Genomic DNA, 15998 nt, shown 5'->3' with positions numbered 1-15998 from the left:
CCTCGGGCAGACTCAGTCAGACGGTAGGAAATGGCTTCCGAGCCTCACAGCTCTCACAGGCCGTGCGGAGTCGGTGTCAGTGCCGGGGCCGATGATGGGCGGCATCTGCCCTGCGAACGAGAGGCCCCCGTGAGCGCGACCTACGCCCTGACCGTGATCGAAGAGCACGGTGCCCGCCCGGGCCTGACCCGATTCATCGAGAGCGTGCACTCCATGATCAGCGTGGTCGCCGACGAGCTCGACGTTCCGGAGTCGGAGCTGACGGTGGTGCTCACCGGCGACATCACGGCATCGTGAAGGGCAAGACGATCAGTCTGGCCCGTGACTTCAGCAAGACGGTCATCGTTCTCGACACTGGCGACGCGGCGGCCGAAGAGGAGTTGGAGCAGGCGGAACTTCTTCACCTGGTCGTGCACGAGTACGGACACGCACTCATCGGCCGGCTTCGTGCAGCAGCCGACACCCGGCCGCCCAAGACGACCCGTCCCAAGACGCCGGAGGAGGTGGCGGCGATCTGGGCGTACGAGGCCGCCGACGAGTTCCGGTGCGACCTGTTCTCCAACGCGCTCCTGGGCCAGTGCATCACCGTTACGCCGGGCAGCGGCGGTGAGTCCCGGCGGTTCACCCTTGCCGATCTCCTCGGCGAGGGCTACCGCGACGCCTTCACGGGCCTGCTCGATGACGTGCATCCCGGCTGGGCCGACCTGGTCCACGCCTACCAGACACACCAGGTCGGCCTGGACGAGATGTACGAAGGCTTGCTCCTTGGTACTGGCGCGATGCTCAAGCTCATTGCGCACGCCGCCGCCGTGGAGGAGGCCGGCGGGAACGCGCCGCTGCTCACCGGGTACGCGGACCATCCTGCAGTCCAGCGGCTTCTTGGCCCGGTGTGGGCGCCGATCCGTGAGGTGCTGGATACGACGCCCACCCTGCTGCCGCTGGCCGACTTCGCGGCCGGGGACCGGGCTATCCAGGACTGTGGCCAGCACATTGTGGCCATGTGGGCGTCCTTCGGAGTCACCGGGCGTCTGACGGCGGACGACCAGCTGCACGTCTCGGTCAGCTGACGGCCCGCTCGCGTGACCACAGCCTTACATCCTCCTGGGCGGTCTGCTGACCCTGGGGGATCAGGGTTCGATGAACGGCAGGGCGACGGCGTGCAGTTTGGTCTGGAGGTTGATGTCGCTGGTGGCGACGTACCAGGCGGAGCCGGGGTGCCGGGACTGCAGGAGCAGGGTCGAGGCGATGAACCGGTCGTCCGGGACGCCCAGCTTGAGGGATGCCGAGCGTGATCACCGCCGGCACGCTGTCGTCGAGCAGGTGATCGCCGATGTCAAGAACAGCGGCTTCGCCCACGCGCCGTCCGGTCATTTCCGGCCAATGCCGCGTGGCTCGCCCTGGCGGTCCTGGCACACAGCCTGCCCCGCGCCGCCGGCGCCCTGGCCTCCGCGTTCCATGCCAGGGCGACCACCGCCACCATCCGTGACCGCCTGATCAACGTGCCCGCCCGCCTGGCCCGCTCCGCCCGCCGCCTCACCCTGCACGTGCCCGAACGTTGGCCCTGGAGCGAGGACTTCACCCAGTTGTTCAGCGCGGTGCATGCACCGCCGGCCCTCTGACGTTCCCTGACCGGCCTGCCCGAAAGGGTCCGAGGCCTGTGGACAAAGTGGAAGAGCCGGGCAGACCAGCGGCCACCCCATGCCCGAATTCGCAACTCAGCCCCAACACGGCCTGCACGACCCCGAAACGATCAACCGGGAATCAAGCTGGTGGATCCGGGTTCAGTAATGACAACTACTCCTCCAAGTGACCGGTCGGGGAGGCTGCCGGTGTACAACCAGGGCTGTAGATAGGGTCATGCGACGGGCCAAGCGGTCGTGACTCGCCTAGGCTCGCACGATGGTCGCGCAGCAGACGTGGAGCACGACATTTCGCAAGGCCCTCCCGCAGGTGGCGGATGTTGGCTACGCCGTCGGATCGCTCGGTGTCTCAGCCACCATGCTGCACAACTGGCTCGATCCGCACAGCTACTGGCGGACTCCGGATGCCTGGGCGTACGGCCTGCTCGCCCTGATCTACCTCCCGCTGGCCCTGCGCCGCCGTGCCCCGCTGCCCGTCCTGGGCAGTACGGCGGCATGCGTGCTGTGCTACTTCACCTTGGGCTACTACCACGCGGTTGGGGTGATCGGGCCGGGTCTCGCGTTCTACACAGTCGCAGCGCTGCGCCCGCGCAAGGTCGTGGCGAAGTGCGCAGCCGCGACCCTGCTCGTCCTGCTGTGGGGTACGCGGCTCGCCGAGCCCGGGATCGGGCCGGTGAGCGTGGCCTTTGTAACCATGATGGTCGTCGTCATCTGGGTGACCGGCGACCGGTCACGGAGGCTGGTGGAACGAGGCGAGCGGCTGTCGGCACTGAGTGAGCAACTGGCTCGGCAACAGGAAGAGAAGGCCCAGTTGGCGGTCACCGAGGAGCGTATGAAGATTGCCCGCGAGCTGCACGACGTGGTCGCCCATCATGTGTCCGTCATCTCCGTCCAGGCTGGCCTGGCGGGATACGTCTTCACCACCGATCCCCCGACGGCCCGCAAGGCACTGGACACCATCTCGGGCAGCACCCGCGAGGCCATGGCGGAGATGCGCCGCATGCTGGTCCTCCTGCGGCAAGGCGCTGAACAGTCCCGGCAAGTGCAGAGGGGAGGAGAGCCCAGAGACCTCGACGCCTCCCTCGGGCTGGGACAGCTCGAACCGCTGGTGCAACGGGTGAGGGACGCCGCGGTGCCGGTCGACGTCCGGATCACGGGCACGGCGTACGCACTCCCGCCAGGCGTCGACCTGTGCATCTACCGGGTCGTCCAGGAGGCCCTCACCAACGTCATGAAGCACGCGCCGTCGGCGAACGCAACCGTGCTGGTGCACTATGACGAGGCCGAGATCCACGTGCGTGTGGCCGACGACGGACAGCAGCGTGTTTCCGCGAACGTACCCGTAAAGTCCGCGGCTCATGGTCTGATCGGGATGCATGAGCGAGTCAGTGTCTACGGCGGAACAGTGACGGCCGGACCTGGTCCGGGGGGCGGGTTCGAGGTCAGTCTGACCGTCCCTGTGCCACGCGACAGGTAAGGGTGATGTCCCGGATCCTGTCCAGGCAATCGCGAGGAAGGATGAGATCACTCATGCCCACGGTGCTCGTTGTGGACGATCAACACCTCATCCGCTCGGGACTTGTCGCACTCATGGAGGCGGCGCCGGGAATCGAGGTTGTCGGTTCGGCCCAGAGCGGCGAGGAAGCGATCCCGCTTGCCGCGCAGACCCGGCCCGATGTGATCCTGATGGATATTCGGATGCCTGGCATCGGCGGGATCACCGCCACCGAACGGATTCTGGCCCAGGCCCCGGACCCAGCCCCGAAGATCCTCGTACTGACCACCTTCGACCTCGACGAATACGTGTATGGAGCCCTGCGGGTCGGCGCCTGTGGCTTTCTCCTCAAGGACACCCTGGCCGACCGCCTGCTTGCGGCCATCGACACCGTGCACGCGGGGGAGATGTTGTTCAGCGCTTCAGTGATCAAGGGACTCATCGAGGCGTACACCCCCCGCCACGCCGCACCCGAACCGCACCCCGGGCTGGACATGCTGACCCCCAGAGAGCTGGAGGTCCTCGGCCTGGTCGGGGCGGGCATGTCCAACGCCGACATCGCGCGGCGGCTTGTGCTGAGCATCGGGACGATCAAGACGCACGTTCATCGCTGCATGAGCAAGCTCGCCGTGAACAGCCGGGCCCAGGCGGTCGTCGTCGCCTACGAGACCGGGCTGGCAACGCGGAACCCCGCCACCGGTCTTTGACCGCATCACGAATGCATCGTCAGTCCAACACCGGTCGGGCCCCGGTCAATTACGGGCGGTGATCAGGATTTACGGTCTGACGCTCGGTCATGAGCGGGCCGTGTCCACGTCACTGACGTCAGCTCTGTACGGCGGCCGCATGGGAGGTGGAACCGTTCGCCTTCTCCGTTGCCGGAGCGCCATCGCGGAACGGCGGCTTCTGCCCCACTGGCACCATGACCGCTCTGACCTGCGGCATCGGAGTTGAAAGGCGCCTGCTCCATGCGTGGCCGATGAGGTGAGGGGCGCATGCCGCACCCTGACATCTGTCAGGGACGCGACGTCCCTGGCGCGGTTACAGTTCGAGGCGCTGGCTCGGGGACCTCTTGGCTGCTACGGCGGCTGGAGCAGGAGCGCCGTGAACGCTCCGGTCGGGCAACAGCAGTAGCCGTTGTGACGACATGACGAAGGTCCCGGCAGGCGAGCATTACGGCAACGAGCAATCTGCGGGATCCGTCCGCCCTTGGACCAGGGAGAAGACATGCACAGCATCCGAAGGAGTGTCATGCATCTGCGCATTCGTGCCGCCGCCACGCTTGCCGTGGCCGCCTCGTTCATCGGTCTCGTCGGACTGGCGCCGCCAGTGTCCGCCTCTCAGACCCCGCAGACACCGGAGGGCAAGTACTGCACCATCGTCGTGGAGCCGGTGAAGCCGGGCGAGAAGACCTCCCGGGTGAAGAGCCGGACCTGCACCGACGACCGGGCGACGGCAGCAGCGGCGCGCAACAGCGCCCGGACACCGCTCATGTCCTGGTACGAGCACGCCAACTACGGCGGCGACTCGACCATGGTGTTCGGCGACTACGGCCCCTGTGACCTGTCGGGCTACAAGCTGAACACCGGCCTGTGGAGCAGGTCGATCTCGTCGTTCAGGACGTACAGCAGCTGCAACTTCCAGTCGGCGTACCGCTATGACGGCGATTGCTGCGCAACCTACTGGGGCTATGACACGCCCTACGTGGGCGACTGGGCGAACGACCGCATCGGCTCCTTTCAGATCAACAACATCTAGCCTGCGCTTTTCCCTTGCCACAGTGTCCGGATCTTGAAATTTCCTTCCGAGCTGGGACGATGAGGCTTGTCGCAGCAGGCGTCGTTAGCCTTCATCCGGTCGTCGGCGACGGTCCGCGGTGGAAGGGGGCGGCGTTCTCGGAATGCCAGCGGGCGGACTGTTGAGTGTCGCCTGTGGTCCAGCGGATGGTGGACACCACGTACTCCTCGTGATCGAACGTGCAGGGCACGAAGAGCACTTCGACGAGGAGCAGGCTGAACCCACGCCTGTCCATCGGACAGGAGGAGGCGTTCGGCTACGGCATTTCCGTAACGCCCTGCCGGGATCGTCGGCCAGCACGATCGCGGCCTTGACTCGCTTGCCCACCGGCTCCCGCCGCACCTCGAAACTGCGGCACACCGCCATCGCTATCTCCAGGCCGTGCTGTCCGACCCGTCCCGGATCGGTCGGGCAGGCCGCCGGCAGCGTCGGGTCCGTGTCCCAGATGCTGATCTCCACGGCGCCGTCGACAACCTCCAGGTCCAGCAGGCACGGTCCGGGCGCGTATTTGTAGGCGTTGGTCACCAGCTCGCTGACCACCAGCTCGACAACGCCCATCGCACGCTCTGACACCGGCATCCCGTGAACGGCCTGCACCTCGGTCATGAAACGGCGGGCAGCATGTCGCGCCTCCGCGATCGGCTCGCTGCCCTCGAAGGCCACGGCAGACAGGAGCGGGCGGCGGACCAGCGGCTCATATTCGTCTTCGTACACCACCAAGCCACACCGCCACCTCGTCCTGAGCAACGCGATTAACGACGCGCGCAAGTACCCCCCGAAAAGACGCCGCACACCAGACTCAAAGGCGAAAATCCGCCCCTCCGAAACCAGCACGCAGACGCAGGCAAGCATCGGCCGCCCCGGCCATGCCGGCTGCCGCCTGACCGACATCATTCTCATCGTCCTCATGCCCGTCGGTGGGCAGGGGGCGGCGCGGGACCTCCCCAGGCACTGCGCCGCCCCCTGCCAACCTGGCACGTCTACCCGAGGACCTGCGCCCTACGCGTCTCCGGCTCGGCGCGCGCCATGCCGTCACCGCCGCGGCCAGGTGGTCTTGAAGGTGCGCCGGCATCGGCTTGTGCTGCGTGGTCTCGACGACCGCTTCCGCCACGTCGTGCAGCTTGGTGTTGGAGTGCTGCGACACCCGGACCAGCATCTGCCACGCCTCTTCCTGGGTGCACGACCAGGTCGCCATCAGCACACCGCGGGCCACGTCAATCACCGGCCGCCGCTCCAAGGCGTCCTTGAGCTGTTCTGTCTCCTCATACAGCAGCTCGGCCTGCTCGACGACCGGCAGCCCGGGAAGAGGGCCGCCATGCTCCTGGTCCTGAGCATCAGCAGGTATCTCTCCACGCCGGGGTCCAGGGCCTTGGGGAGGTCGCATAGGGCCCATCCTGCCCGGCATCACCCTGCCCACACGCAACAGCCCCGCGACCGGTGAAGAGCCCGTGAAGAGCCTGGTTGAGCGGCGGGGCGTGGTCAGAGAACTGCCCGCGTGGGCGATTGAGCACGCGGACGCACGACAAGGTGATTCCTGACGCCATTCAGGCCCACCAGTTCAGAAACAGCTACCAAGAGACCTCGCCTCCGCAGCCGCACCACGAAGCGCGTCCCGAAGTCCGGCGCCACCTGACCCCGTACGAATCGACCAGGGAGCGCGGTCCATACCGCGCTCCCTGCCAGGCCCCATGAGCAACAACACCAGAACCGTCGCCCGCTAACGCCACTTCACCGCACTCCGCAACGTGGGTTGGGAAATCCTCCGCCGGACCTGGCCCATCGAATCTTAAGCGGAGGCCGGCAGCACACCGGTACCCCTGAGGTTTACCGCAGAGTTACCCCCCACGGTTGACGCCCGGCTCCCCGGGGCCCTGGCATCGTCAGGCCATCGCTTGACCCAGCACGGCACCGCCGATCGCCCTCAGCCTGAGGGCCGCGGGACAAGCGCAGTTCACTGAGACGCGTGGTCAAGGAGGAGTAATGCACTTCACCCGGAAGATCGTTTCCGTCCTGTCCTTGGGAGCCGCAGTGGTTCTGGCGGCGCCTGTCACCGCAGATGCCGCCAATCCTGCCGCTGCCCGGACACATGCCCAGGCCAACGTCGCGTGCGCGCGGGGCTTCGTGTGCATCTACCCGGACATGGACTTTCGCGGGCAGCCGTACGTCAAGCGGGCCTCGGACGGCAGCGTCAGCCACCTCCCGGACTACATCCGCAGCAACGGCAGTTCCGTCATCAACAACTCCAGCAGGACCGCACGGGTCTATCAGAACGACAACTACGGTGGCCGACGCGTATGTGTGGGGCGTAACGGAGGTTCCATCCAGGACCTGCGCTCCTATCAGCTCAACGACACCACGCACTCCCTGAGGAACAACGACACGGCCTGTGGCGGCTAGAGAACTGCCACGATCCGGCACAGAGCCCGGCCGTAGGACTGGCCCAGGCATCATGACGGACCGCGGGGACGGCAACGCCCCAGGGGTTCGTGCGCAGCCGAAACGGCAGCCTTCCAGCGCCCTTCAGCTCACTCTGGAACAGAGAGGCTGAGCCGGGCAGGGCGATGGGCATGCAACAACGGCCACGGAGCTCCGTCCCCAACACCAGGGGCGGAGCCTGTGGGCGGTGGAATGGAAAGTGAGGGTATCGGGGGCGAGGAGGTCGGTGGTGCCGGCCCGTCTGGGCTGGTGCGAAGAGCACCGGATCAGCTCGTTGCGCTCCTGCGGCCACTCACGTTGTGCGATCGGCGGCTCCCGGAGCATCAAAGGCTCCGAAACTGCCGGCAAGGGCAGCCGGGGAGGGGACTGCTCAACCGGGTGGGCCGGCTGCTATCTCGTGCGCAGGATGCGCCACGCGTCGTTCGCCTGCTGCGTATACGGAACGAAGGAATTCGAACCTGAGTCATCCTCACGGAAGAATGAACCCGGGCTCATGTCGTCCGCAGTTTCCAGGTCTGAGAAATGGAAGATTCCGTCCGCGTAAACGTCCTCGATGAACTTTGCCTGGGCTTCCACACTTCGCAGAGCGAACCAGGAATCTCCGGCGTCCATGCGCGGCCGCCACCTGTACGGATTGTAGCCCGGACTGAAGACGAGACCGTCAAGCTGGTGAAGCGCCGAACTGCCTATGTACCGAAACCCGCCGAACTCGAACTGCCATGTGTGCACGCACTCGTGGACCAACGTCTGCTCGCTGTACGTCGGCAGGTAGATCGTGTAACCCATGGTGAAGGCAGCTTCGCGGAACGCCGTAAGGATGCCTATCCGGCCCACTACCAGTTCGATGGAACCGTAGTTGAGTGACTCCCCGAAGATCGGCCGTAAAATCTCTCGCTCGTCCTCCGTCAGCCGGCGCTTCGCCGGCTGAAGCCGGAGCACCGTCTGCACGAGGTCCACGATCCTGAGGGCGACGAAGATCACCGTTCCGATGGCCGAGTAGAAGCCGTCTTTGGCCAGTGTCCAAAGGTCCTTCAGCGCCTGGAAGAGCATGTCGCTGTTGCCGAAGAGGAGGGCGACCAGGCCAACGACGACGGTGACCACCGTGCACACCGTCCGGTACACCCAGCGCACCACAATGGTGGTGATCCACAGCGACACCTTGACCAGGACGACGACGATCCAGCAGAAGAGCTTGTTGAGACACAGCGTCCACCAGTTGCAGGGCTCGTCCCGGCATCTCTGTTCCTGCCCTTCTACCCACTGGTCGATGGGTTGCAGGACTGTCTCCTCGACACGCTCCGCCTGCTCCTGGCATGACACGGCCATGATGCCTAGCCTTCCTCCCGGGCCTGCAGGGCTTCCTCAAGGTTGCGGACGACCGCATCAAAGCGGCGGTGTGCCCACCCAAGGCCGAGGCACTTGCCGACTGCACCGCCCACAACCCCAGCCGCGATCGTCGGCAGCAGGGCCAGCCCCAGCAGATAGAGACAGCCCGCCAGAGCCGCTCCGACAGCGCCGGCGCCACACCCGCACGCGTTGGCGTACCGCACGAGGTCGCTGTAGAGAGGCGTCGCCTCCTCTCGCGGCAGAACGTCCAGTCCGCTGAATCTCCGGCCGCGCAGCTCGAACGAGTCCGGCACGACAGTGCTCGAAGTGTCCCGCATCAATCACCCGTTCCGAGGAGACCGTCACACTGACCAGCTCCGCACGAAGCGCTCCCTGCACCGCGGGTCTGGCCGTCGAACCGCAGACGGGCAAGAGTTACCGAGCCATCGGCGGCGGTGAAGTCGAAGAGCCACCGGACGCGCTCCGTCGGACTGCCCAGCGCTTGCGAGGCGTGGAAACCGAGCCGGTGCCACGCCGTCGACCGGGAAGGCCGCCCTCGCATCTGAAGTCGCGAACGGCCGTTCACCGCGGAAGGTGCGCACCCGGCTGCGACGGTCGACACATGGCCTCGTCTGTTCAGGCTGGCGGCTGGGACGTTGCCGGGCACTGCGACAGCCTGATGAGCGAGGCGTCCGTAATCGCGAGCCCTTCCGATCCGGCGACCGCGAACAGCACAGTCTGGCCGACCACGACGGACAACTCGGCGGGCTCCACCTTGCCGCCTTCCACCGCGACGATGGAGCCCTCTTTGAGCTCCTCGCGCCACCTCTCGCAGGCCTTGCGGTCCCGGCTGTCGACATCACGCACACGGACCACGCCGCAGGCCGTGCCCCCGTTGGCGTCCTGCCACGCGTACTCGCCGGCAGCGCCGAACACATGACCGTAGAAGGCCGCGTCGCGCAGCGCGGCACTGGAGAAGGTGCCGTCGGACTCGTCCAGGCCCCACACCCCGTACGGCGGGGTGCCGGCCGCCGCAGCATGCCAGATCACCACATCGCCAGCAGCGATCTCCAACTGCGGGGTGGCGACGGTGAACCCGCCCCGCGCATGCCGCACCTCGACATCGTGCTGGCGCTGGGCGGAATTGTCGTCCGGCCGCCGCACGGTGATGGAGAAGGGCAGTTCATCCGTTTCCACGCAGGCGGCCAGCGGGCCGCCCACGGTGTAGCGAGTCCGTCCCGGCGCGGAGAAACGCTGTCCGAAGCAGTCCAGACTGGTGAGGGCGCGGCTGTCCAACGCAGACATGGCGGTTCCTTCCTCACGAAGAGATATCGATGGCGAGGACGAGTTCGTCCTCACCGCCGGAGCCGTCGAGTGTGGCGACCATCGAGTCGAGACGCACGAACACCGCCGAGTCCTGGCCGGAAGCCGGCAGGATCTCGAACAGCCGCGGCGCCCTGTGCAGCGGAATGCGGAGCCCCGCCACCAGCGGATTGAGCAACGCCCCCAGCACACCGAGCAGATTGGCCACGGTGAGAGAAGCGAAGATCACGGCGCTGGCGAGGGCGAGCAATGGTCCGATGGCGGGGACCAGGAGCAGCGCGGCGGTCACGGCCCCTCCGATCACACCGAGCAGGGCCGTGGCCGCAGGGCCGAGGACCAGTTGGGGCACGCCCACGATGACGGCCTCCACCTTCCATTCGTCCCCGGCGAGCGTGACCGAAGGCCGTACGTCCGCGGTGAAGTCGACGGTGCTGGAATGCGACACCGGCACCTCGATGGTGGGGAAGCTCAGACAGACGCGAGGGGTGCAGACACGGCCGATGAACGGCAGCGTCACGCACACCTGGGGCAGACAGAAGTCGAGGAAGCCGAGGTCGAGGGTGAGTTTCAGCTCGGTGCGATAGCTGAGCCGCACTCCGGCGATCCGGATCACATCGGCTGGCGGCGGAATGATGTCGATGGTGCCTTGTGAGAAGGACGCACTCAGCGCCCATTCGATGGAGAACGGCCCGAACGTGCTGTTCCGCGAGGCGGTCAGCGGCGCGAGCGACGAAATCTCCTTGGACATGATGACGTTGGCCGCGGTCTCGTCGACAGCGGTGAGAATGTCGGGCATGCTTCCTCCGAACAAGGCCACCGCCTAGACGGCCGCGCCATACAGCTTGAGTTGGTCGTCCTCGGTTTCTGGTCCACGCAGCAGGTTCAGCGAGAACGCGCCGGCGCGCAGCGATTCGAACGGCAGAGCCACCGAACTGAGGACGGCCCGCAGCAGGGTGAGCACGAGACACTCGACCAATGACTCGAGCGGGTCGGGCGTGATATCCACGATTTCCACGGCCAGCAGGTCGAACGAGACGGTTCCCGTTCCCGGGCCGGTCACCTGAACCACAGGCTGCCCCGTCGCCGCCACGCCGAGCCGCACGCCGACCGGCTTCCCGGACCCTTCCCGGTCCGCGGACCGGGAGCACAACAGGATGAGGTCCACCTCGGTCTGCAGCGAGAACTGCCCGACTGCGAGGTTCAGGGCCGGCGGCAGCGGCTGCGATTGAGGAAAGAGGTCGACCCGCGGAACAGAAAAGCGCACGGCGTAGTCGATCCCGCCCGGTACCCCGGGAAAGGCGATCGTCGGCAGCGCGGTCCAGCTGCTGGCGGAAGCCGGTACGGCGGCGACACTCGGCGAGGTGCGATAGTTCAAAAGCCGCGGCCGGGCTGTGAATACTGCACTCAGAATCGTATTCAAACCCTGCTCGTTCAGTCCCGCGAAAATATTCTCTGATTCGGTCAGGCTCATTTCCACCCCCTGGAACCCGCGGGCCGGAGAAGATTCCGTCGGTGTGCGGGTTCGCTGCCCCGGCAGCATCCTCCCGGGCTGCAGTGAACGCCAGGCGTCCACGCTTATGTTCACAATCGGCAGTGATCCCTCCCAATGGCGTCTCACATGGGTGGGGCTCCAGACACATCAAGAGGGCACAGGGAAAAAATTTCGGGCAGAATACGCGGCCGAATCGCCCTCCCCGGATCCGCGCTGCGGATTCCAGCCTGCGCAACCTCGCGATCAGCGTCCACCGCCAGGACGGACACACCAATATCGCCGCTGCCCTACGCGAAGCCGCCCGCGACTGGAACCGATCTCTGACGGCCCTCGGACTCACCGGATGAACCCGGACAGAGGGCGATCATGCAACGGACCCTGGCGGCAGGGGAAAATCAGGCTGGCCGTGACAGGCGAGGCAGACGCCGTCACGGGTGCGAGACAGGTCGTTCACGGGTCATGTCCTACACGGCACCAATGGTGCGGAATTCCGCATCGTCATTCGATGGCGGTCGGGTCACTGTCGGGAGATCCTTTTATTCGACGGATTCACCGTCGAAGGGCGAAGCCTGAAGGAGAAAAAGATGGAGAATGAAAGCGCGACAGAGAACGAGCCCGTTATCACCACGGAGGAGCCGACGTCCGTGGATCGGCTGACGCGCCGACTGGACCACATGGTCCCGGACTTCTAGTCGTCCCGGATCATCGAATCCGCTGAGGGGTAGGTCCGTCGCTCAGCGAGAGGTGCCCTGATCGGGCACGGCGCTGTCGTTTGGGAAGCCGGATCGGCCACCCATGCGACAGCGCCGCCGCGCCCTCGCGGCACCTTATAAAAAGCCAAGGGAGCACTGTGGCCATTAAGCCCGTGCATATCGATGTAACTTTCACTCCGCTCACTCCGGCCGAAGATGCCAATCGGCGTAAGATCTTCTCCGAAGAGGAATACAGCCCTCAGTTCGGCGACGAATTCGAGGATGTGGCGCAGGAGCTGATCGACCTTTCCGTCCGTTTGCTCCATCTCCTGCCCGACCCTTCGCTGGGGCCGGATGAACGTCTTGAGCGGCTGGCACGCATCGTGCCGGCGTCGCAGATGATTACCGCCCATCGGCGCACAGCCCGGTCGAAGCTCTACCAGCTCCAGCGGCGGCTGGGCGAACTCGTCCCGGACCCGGGACTCGATTCCCGAGCCAGGTTGGACTGGTTGGTCGAGCGGCTGGAGACGCTGGTCCCGGGGGAAGGGCTGCGGCCCATCGAGCGACTGGAGCGCATTGGTGACTTCCGCTCCACGGACGTGGGCATCTCAACGAGGAGGTACCAGTGACCGCCGCGCTGAACGCCATCGAAGCCTCGGCACCGAGCGTCCTGACCCCTGTACAGGTCCTGCCCGCACGCGACGCCGTCGCGATCAGCCTGGGACTTGCCTCTTCACCGGAACCGGCGGACCAGGGGCTGATTCCTCTCCGTCTGCACGAGGCGCTGCGCGGCAAGCCGACCGGTTCGATGGGGGCGGGTGAGATCAGAGTGTTCCGCGCGGGGCAGCGGGAGTTCTGGTGGCTGGGGCCCGCTGCGCGGGAAGGTCTCGACGGAGCCGCGGACCTAGACAGCGCTGTCGACCTGACAGGGCATCACATCGTCTGGCCGACTCATGACCTCGCGCAGGGTGTTTCGGGAGCGCTCGACCTGATAGCGACTCGGCCGTGGGCGATGTCCCTGGTCGCCACCTTCATCACCACCTTTGCTATGGCCACCACGCCGGACGGCGTACGGGGCCGGATCACCTCCTGCTCCCTTCCCGACTTCCCGCTGTGCGTATTCCTGTCCGACCGGGCATTCGTACACATTCCCCCGCTCAGTGTCAGCACGACGGGCTCGATCAGGCTGGTCGCCGAGAACATTTACCACGAGGCCGTACACCAGTCGGTCAATCACCAGTTGCTGACCCGACCGATATTCCTTCCGGGATACAGCTCGGCCACCAGCCCGAAGATCCCGATCTACTGGCGGACGTCCGCAGGGAATGAAACACGCAACCGGGCCTGGGAACTGGACCGTGTGTTGCACGCCGCCGCGGTCTACTGCCACCTGCTGCACTGGCGATATGCGGAATTGGCCGACCCGAAGACCGATCCCGAGCACCGCCGGTTCGTCGCTGAGGCGACGCGTGAATCCCTTGGCGCCCTGGCAATCCTGTGCGAGGCGCTTACCGAGCACATCGGTCACTTCACGGCCGAGGGCGCACTGATGGTCGGTCGACTCGTCGAGGCGAGCCGCCAACGCAGCGCGCTGCTCGACGCGACGCTGGAGCACTCCTCCGGATCCGCCGGGTTGAAGGCGTGAGCACGTGAGCAGTGGCGGATCCTCGTCCACGCACGTCTTCGCGCTGCTCTGGGGCGGTCAACTGGTGTCGCTACTGGGCTCCAGTTCCGCGTCGTTCGTCCTGGGACTCGCCTCCTACGCCGAGACACGCAGTACCGCCGCGCTTGCGGCGATCACCGCGGTCACGATGGTCGGCAGCATCTACCTCGCACCGCTGTGCGGGGCCTTGGCGGACCAGTTCGCCAGGAGAACGGTTCTGCTGGCCTGCAACCTGGCCGCTGGTGCGGTCTCCCTGGCGTTAGCCGGTGTCACGGACGGCGGATTCGGCGCCCGGTTCGGCTGGATACTGCTTCTCGTCCTCGCCGCAGCCCTGCTGAACGCCACGTTGTCCGTGACTCTGTCGGTATCGGTACGCCGACTACGGCAGGAAGCCGATCTCACCCGTGTCAACGGGATCACCTCGTTCGTGGAGAGCATTCCGACACTGGCGGGCCCCGCGCTGGGCGCGGCGCTGTTCTCCCTCGTGAACCCTGCCCTGATTTTCGTCCTAGACGGAGTGACCTTCCTGATGTGTGCCGTCGCCGTGCTCTGCGTTCGGTGGTCCGAGGCGGACCGGCCGGTGCGCCGGCGGCTGAGGCCCTTCGCCGGGGCGGCGGAAGGAGTGCGTTATATCCTGCGCGATCCGGACTTTCGCCGGTTGCAACTCGTCTTCACCGGGGTCAACTTCTTCAACGGCCTGTCGATGGCCGCCGTGACGGCGTTCGTCGTGGCCTCGTCGGACTCCGGGACCGCGCCATGGAATCTTGCGGCGGTCAACATCGGCGCTGCCGCAGGCCTTTTAACGGGTTCGGCGGTGGTGATCGTGCTGGCCGGCCGGGTGGACCGCCGGTACCTGATCGGCGGTGGCGTCCTGGTCGGCGCCCTGGCGGGCCGGCTCGGGCTCGTGGCGACGGCCTTTGTTCCGTTGTGGATCGCCGCTGCCACCGTACGCAACTGCTCGGCCCAACTGTCGAATGCTCCGCTCACCGCCGTATGGCAGGAGCGTGTGCCCGAGAACATCCAGGCGACGGTGTTCGGTGCCCGGCGGCTTCTCGGTCAGGGACTCTATCCGGTCGCGGTGTTGCTCGGAGGTGTGGCTGGCGACCGGTTGCTCGCTCCGTCGTCGCCGGTCGTCGCCCCTCTGGCAGGGCTGGGCGGAACGTTCCAGGGGCCGGAAGCGGGCAGCACTGTCCTGTTGGTGGTCGCCGGACTCTGTGAAGCCGCATGCGGGGTGGTTCTGCTGCGGTCGGGCAGGATCGACCGGATCACCCGACAACCGGTCAAAGCTGTTCCACCGCCGGACCGGGCCGCTGAACGCGACCTTGCCCCGGTGCGTCGAGAGGATCCACCGGGATGAAGGAGTAAAACCCATGCGGAAGTACACGTTCACGCAGGCGGCCCCCGATCCCGCGGCGGTCCTGTCCGCCGTCACCGAGTTCGGCCTGGCCCATTTGCCGGGCATTGTCGAAGGTGAGGAACTGGACCGGATACAGAGGCAGTGCGGACGGCTGGTGACCGAACCACCCAGCCACGTCGAGCATATGGGCTACGACAACGGGGTCGGCCTGCACGCACGGCGCGACCGCCTGACGGCCGAGTTCGGGCAACTGACCGGACTGTTCGACAGCGAGTGGATGCGGTTGGTGGCGGAGTCGTACTTCGCGGGCTCGCCGTACGTCTTCAACTACGATCTCATCTGCGTGCTGGATGTCGCGGGAACCAGGCATCCGGCCCACCAGCCGCACTACGACCGGCTGCCGAACCTGAAGTTCTTCGTGTATCTCTCCGACACCACGGAGTACAACGGGGCGTTCCGCTGTCTGCCGGGCTCCCAGGGATACGGGAAGCACGTCCAGCGCGAGAACCGCCTCCGTTACGTCCTGCCGGACCTGGCCGAACCAAGGGCCCTGCCGGCCGAGCTCCGCCGAGGCATCGGTCCTGTCGAGGGGCCGGCGGGCACCGTACTGGTCATCGACAGCGACCTGATCCACCAGGCGGGCACCGTCACAGCGGGCAACCGCATGGTGGTACGCAGCCGGAGCTTTCATCCGCAGTACCTCGAGGGACCGCCGGATCCGGCGGTCGCCGACCGCGGGCGGTGATCCTGACATCTGTCAGGTACAGAGGACCCGGC

At 66.3% G+C, this 15998-nt stretch carries 17 protein-coding genes and 1 pseudogene; 11 read left to right on the top strand and 7 right to left on the bottom strand.

The window, feature by feature from the left end:
• The first annotated feature begins 129 nt into the window (after positions 1 to 129).
• The 6 genes from OG718_RS00145 to OG718_RS00120 all read left to right on the top strand — a co-directional run bounded on the left by OG718_RS00145 (position 130) and on the right by OG718_RS00120 (position 4893).
• Positions 130 to 297, top strand: coding sequence for a hypothetical protein (locus OG718_RS00145; RefSeq protein WP_328842647.1), 168 nt, complete (start codon positions 130 to 132; stop codon positions 295 to 297).
• Positions 294 to 1067 carry a hypothetical protein gene (locus tag OG718_RS00140; protein ID WP_328842646.1) on the top strand — a complete coding sequence of 258 codons (774 nt, stop codon included), beginning with the start codon at positions 294 to 296 and terminating at the stop codon, positions 1065 to 1067. Before OG718_RS00145 ends, OG718_RS00140 begins: the two co-directional genes overlap by 4 nt.
• A gap of 330 nt (positions 1068 to 1397) precedes the next feature.
• Positions 1398 to 1619 (top strand): hypothetical protein, encoded by a 222-nt coding sequence (locus tag OG718_RS00135; protein ID WP_443055315.1) that lies wholly within the window; start codon positions 1398 to 1400, stop codon positions 1617 to 1619.
• A 280-nt stretch (positions 1620 to 1899) separates the two neighbouring features.
• The gene (locus tag OG718_RS00130; protein ID WP_328842645.1) at positions 1900 to 3117 is read left to right on the top strand and encodes a sensor histidine kinase; all 1218 of its coding nucleotides are present in this window, start codon (positions 1900 to 1902) and stop codon (positions 3115 to 3117) included.
• A gap of 53 nt (positions 3118 to 3170) precedes the next feature.
• The gene (locus OG718_RS00125; protein ID WP_328842644.1) at positions 3171 to 3842 is read left to right on the top strand and encodes a response regulator transcription factor; all 672 of its coding nucleotides are present in this window, start codon (positions 3171 to 3173) and stop codon (positions 3840 to 3842) included.
• A gap of 544 nt (positions 3843 to 4386) precedes the next feature.
• Complete coding sequence (locus tag OG718_RS00120) at positions 4387 to 4893, top strand: hypothetical protein (protein WP_328842643.1); 507 nt, start codon at positions 4387 to 4389, stop codon at positions 4891 to 4893.
• A 318-nt stretch (positions 4894 to 5211) separates the two neighbouring features.
• Here OG718_RS00120 and OG718_RS00115 read toward each other — a convergent pair.
• Positions 5212 to 5646, bottom strand: a pseudogene (locus OG718_RS00115) (ATP-binding protein); the annotation flags it as partial.
• 85 nt (positions 5647 to 5731) lie between these two features.
• Positions 5732 to 6316, bottom strand: a complete 585-nt coding sequence (locus OG718_RS00110) for an ANTAR domain-containing protein (protein WP_328842642.1) — start codon at positions 6314 to 6316, stop codon at positions 5732 to 5734.
• A gap of 596 nt (positions 6317 to 6912) precedes the next feature.
• On the opposite strand from OG718_RS00110, the gene OG718_RS00105 reads away from it, so the two are divergent.
• Positions 6913 to 7329 (top strand): peptidase inhibitor family I36 protein, encoded by a 417-nt coding sequence (locus OG718_RS00105; protein WP_328842641.1) that lies wholly within the window; start codon positions 6913 to 6915, stop codon positions 7327 to 7329.
• 429 nt (positions 7330 to 7758) lie between these two features.
• On the opposite strand, the gene OG718_RS00100 is transcribed toward OG718_RS00105, so the two are convergent.
• The 5 genes from OG718_RS00100 to OG718_RS00080 form a co-directional block, all read right to left on the bottom strand.
• Positions 7759 to 8694: a hypothetical protein gene (locus OG718_RS00100; RefSeq protein ID WP_328842640.1), complete on the bottom strand. Its 936-nt coding sequence runs from the start codon at positions 8692 to 8694 to the stop codon at positions 7759 to 7761.
• Positions 8695 to 8699: 5 nt separating this feature from the next.
• Positions 8700 to 9032 (bottom strand): hypothetical protein, encoded by a 333-nt coding sequence (locus OG718_RS00095; RefSeq protein WP_328842639.1) that lies wholly within the window; start codon positions 9030 to 9032, stop codon positions 8700 to 8702.
• A gap of 298 nt (positions 9033 to 9330) precedes the next feature.
• Positions 9331 to 9999: a hypothetical protein gene (locus OG718_RS00090; RefSeq protein WP_328842638.1), complete on the bottom strand. Its 669-nt coding sequence runs from the start codon at positions 9997 to 9999 to the stop codon at positions 9331 to 9333.
• 13 nt (positions 10000 to 10012) lie between these two features.
• On the bottom strand, positions 10013 to 10813 hold the full coding sequence (locus OG718_RS00085; protein WP_328842637.1) for a hypothetical protein: 801 nt from the start codon (positions 10811 to 10813) through the stop codon (positions 10013 to 10015).
• Between the two features lie 24 nt (positions 10814 to 10837).
• Positions 10838 to 11488 carry a hypothetical protein gene (locus tag OG718_RS00080; protein WP_328842636.1) on the bottom strand — a complete coding sequence of 217 codons (651 nt, stop codon included), beginning with the start codon at positions 11486 to 11488 and terminating at the stop codon, positions 10838 to 10840.
• A gap of 871 nt (positions 11489 to 12359) precedes the next feature.
• Between OG718_RS00080 and OG718_RS00075 the strand changes: the two genes are divergently transcribed.
• From OG718_RS00075 to OG718_RS00060, 4 genes are read left to right on the top strand one after another with little or no spacing between them, the layout of a single operon-like run.
• Positions 12360 to 12830 (top strand): hypothetical protein, encoded by a 471-nt coding sequence (locus tag OG718_RS00075; protein WP_328842635.1) that lies wholly within the window; start codon positions 12360 to 12362, stop codon positions 12828 to 12830.
• Positions 12827 to 13846, top strand: coding sequence for a hypothetical protein (locus tag OG718_RS00070; protein ID WP_328842634.1), 1020 nt, complete (start codon positions 12827 to 12829; stop codon positions 13844 to 13846). Before OG718_RS00075 ends, OG718_RS00070 begins: the two co-directional genes overlap by 4 nt.
• Before the next feature lie 4 nt (positions 13847 to 13850).
• Complete coding sequence (locus tag OG718_RS00065) at positions 13851 to 15221, top strand: MFS transporter (protein WP_328842633.1); 1371 nt, start codon at positions 13851 to 13853, stop codon at positions 15219 to 15221.
• A gap of 13 nt (positions 15222 to 15234) precedes the next feature.
• Positions 15235 to 15966: a phytanoyl-CoA dioxygenase family protein gene (locus OG718_RS00060; protein WP_328842632.1), complete on the top strand. Its 732-nt coding sequence runs from the start codon at positions 15235 to 15237 to the stop codon at positions 15964 to 15966.
• Positions 15967 to 15998 lie beyond the last annotated feature (32 nt).

The organism is Streptomyces sp. NBC_00258, assembly GCF_036182465.1.
Classification (GTDB): domain Bacteria; phylum Actinomycetota; class Actinomycetes; order Streptomycetales; family Streptomycetaceae; genus Streptomyces.
The sequence above is the reverse complement of the archived record's forward strand: the minus strand, read 5'-3'. Positions and strand labels throughout refer to the sequence as shown.

Coding starts and splice junctions, on each gene's coding strand:
- OG718_RS00090 (WP_328842638.1), bottom strand. CDS start 9,999: ATGTCTGCGTTGGACAGCCGCGCCCTCACCAGTCTGGACTGCTTCGGA.
- OG718_RS00085 (WP_328842637.1), bottom strand. CDS start 10,813: ATGCCCGACATTCTCACCGCTGTCGACGAGACCGCGGCCAACGTCATC.
- OG718_RS00125 (WP_328842644.1), top strand. CDS start 3,171: ATGCCCACGGTGCTCGTTGTGGACGATCAACACCTCATCCGCTCGGGA.
- OG718_RS00080 (WP_328842636.1), bottom strand. CDS start 11,488: ATGAGCCTGACCGAATCAGAGAATATTTTCGCGGGACTGAACGAGCAG.
- OG718_RS00095 (WP_328842639.1), bottom strand. CDS start 9,032: ATGCGGGACACTTCGAGCACTGTCGTGCCGGACTCGTTCGAGCTGCGC.
- OG718_RS00060 (WP_328842632.1), top strand. CDS start 15,235: ATGCGGAAGTACACGTTCACGCAGGCGGCCCCCGATCCCGCGGCGGTC.
- OG718_RS00130 (WP_328842645.1), top strand. CDS start 1,900: ATGGTCGCGCAGCAGACGTGGAGCACGACATTTCGCAAGGCCCTCCCG.
- OG718_RS00105 (WP_328842641.1), top strand. CDS start 6,913: ATGCACTTCACCCGGAAGATCGTTTCCGTCCTGTCCTTGGGAGCCGCA.
- OG718_RS00100 (WP_328842640.1), bottom strand. CDS start 8,694: ATGGCCGTGTCATGCCAGGAGCAGGCGGAGCGTGTCGAGGAGACAGTC.
- OG718_RS00110 (WP_328842642.1), bottom strand. CDS start 6,316: ATGCGACCTCCCCAAGGCCCTGGACCCCGGCGTGGAGAGATACCTGCT.
- OG718_RS00120 (WP_328842643.1), top strand. CDS start 4,387: ATGCATCTGCGCATTCGTGCCGCCGCCACGCTTGCCGTGGCCGCCTCG.